Annotated in this window: 2 pseudogenes; both read right to left on the bottom strand. The window is 48.5% G+C overall.

Annotated features, from left to right (window positions below):
• Positions 1 to 400: pseudogene (locus tag L5M38_RS24270) on the bottom strand (Ig-like domain-containing protein); the annotation flags it as partial.
• Positions 401 to 456: 56 nt separating this feature from the next.
• A pseudogene (locus L5M38_RS24265) lies at positions 457 to 1,067 on the bottom strand (Ig-like domain-containing protein); the annotation flags it as partial.

The raw sequence follows: 1,067 nt of genomic DNA, 5'->3' as shown, positions 1-1,067 counted from the left end.
CGCCATCGCCTGCCATGGTGACGCCCAATGAAGCTTGCGCGACATCCACACCTACTATGTCAGCATACACAAAACCCGCACCTGGAATATTCAAGGTCTTCAGCTTAATGCTTGCCTTACCATTAGCGTCAGTCAGCACAGAGCCAATTTCTGGGTCAAATAACCCTAACGCCGCATTACTTAAACTAAATTGCACCAACTTGTTGGCTAAGGCACTGCCATCAGCTGCCAGTAACGTTGCCGTCACGGTTGCAGGGGTCGCTGCGTTAATGTTGGTGGTAGTTGAACTGAGTGTTAGTTTCGGTGGTGGCACTTGCCCTACCGCATTACCGTCACCTTGCATATAAAGCGATACATCGGCAGTACTGTCATAACCAAACACATTTACTTTAACATTCACTGCACCTTCAATATTTGCAGTTATTAATTGAATTTTGGCAACACCGTTTGCATCCGTTAACGCAAACTCACGATAATTCCGGAGCCATCTCCAGTGTTACCGTCACCAGCCATATTCACACCGAGCGAAGCTGGCTCTGCATCCACACCTTGCACTAAGGCAGTCACTAAGGCCGCGCCTTTGATATCCGCCGTTGCTAAGGTTATTTTCGCGACACCGTTACTATTGGTTAGCGCCGTACCCGTGGCAGGGTCAAAAATACCCAAGGTATTATCGTTTAAGGAGAAGCTCACCAGTTTGTTGACGAGCGGCAGGCCATCTTTATCTTTCACTAAGGCAGTAACTTCAGCAGGGGTCGCAGCAGTGATTTCAATCGCACTCGCAGTCAAACTTATGGTGGATTTATTACCAGCTATTACGCCATCGCCTGCCATGGTGACGCCCAATGAAGCTTGCGCGACATCCACACCTACTATGTCAGCATACACAAAACCCGCACCTGGAATATTCAAGGTCTTCAGCTTAATGCTTGCCTTACCATTAGCGTCAGTCAGCACAGAGCCAATTTCTGGGTCAAATAACCCTAACGCCGCATTACTTAAACTAAATTGCACCAACTTGTTGGCTAAGGCACTGCCATCAGCTGCCAGTAACGTTGCCGTCACGG

This window comes from Shewanella sp. SM101 (genome assembly GCF_025654465.1).
GTDB classification, from domain to species: domain Bacteria; phylum Pseudomonadota; class Gammaproteobacteria; order Enterobacterales; family Shewanellaceae; genus Shewanella; species Shewanella oncorhynchi.
This window is presented reverse-complemented; position numbering and strand designations above follow the sequence as displayed.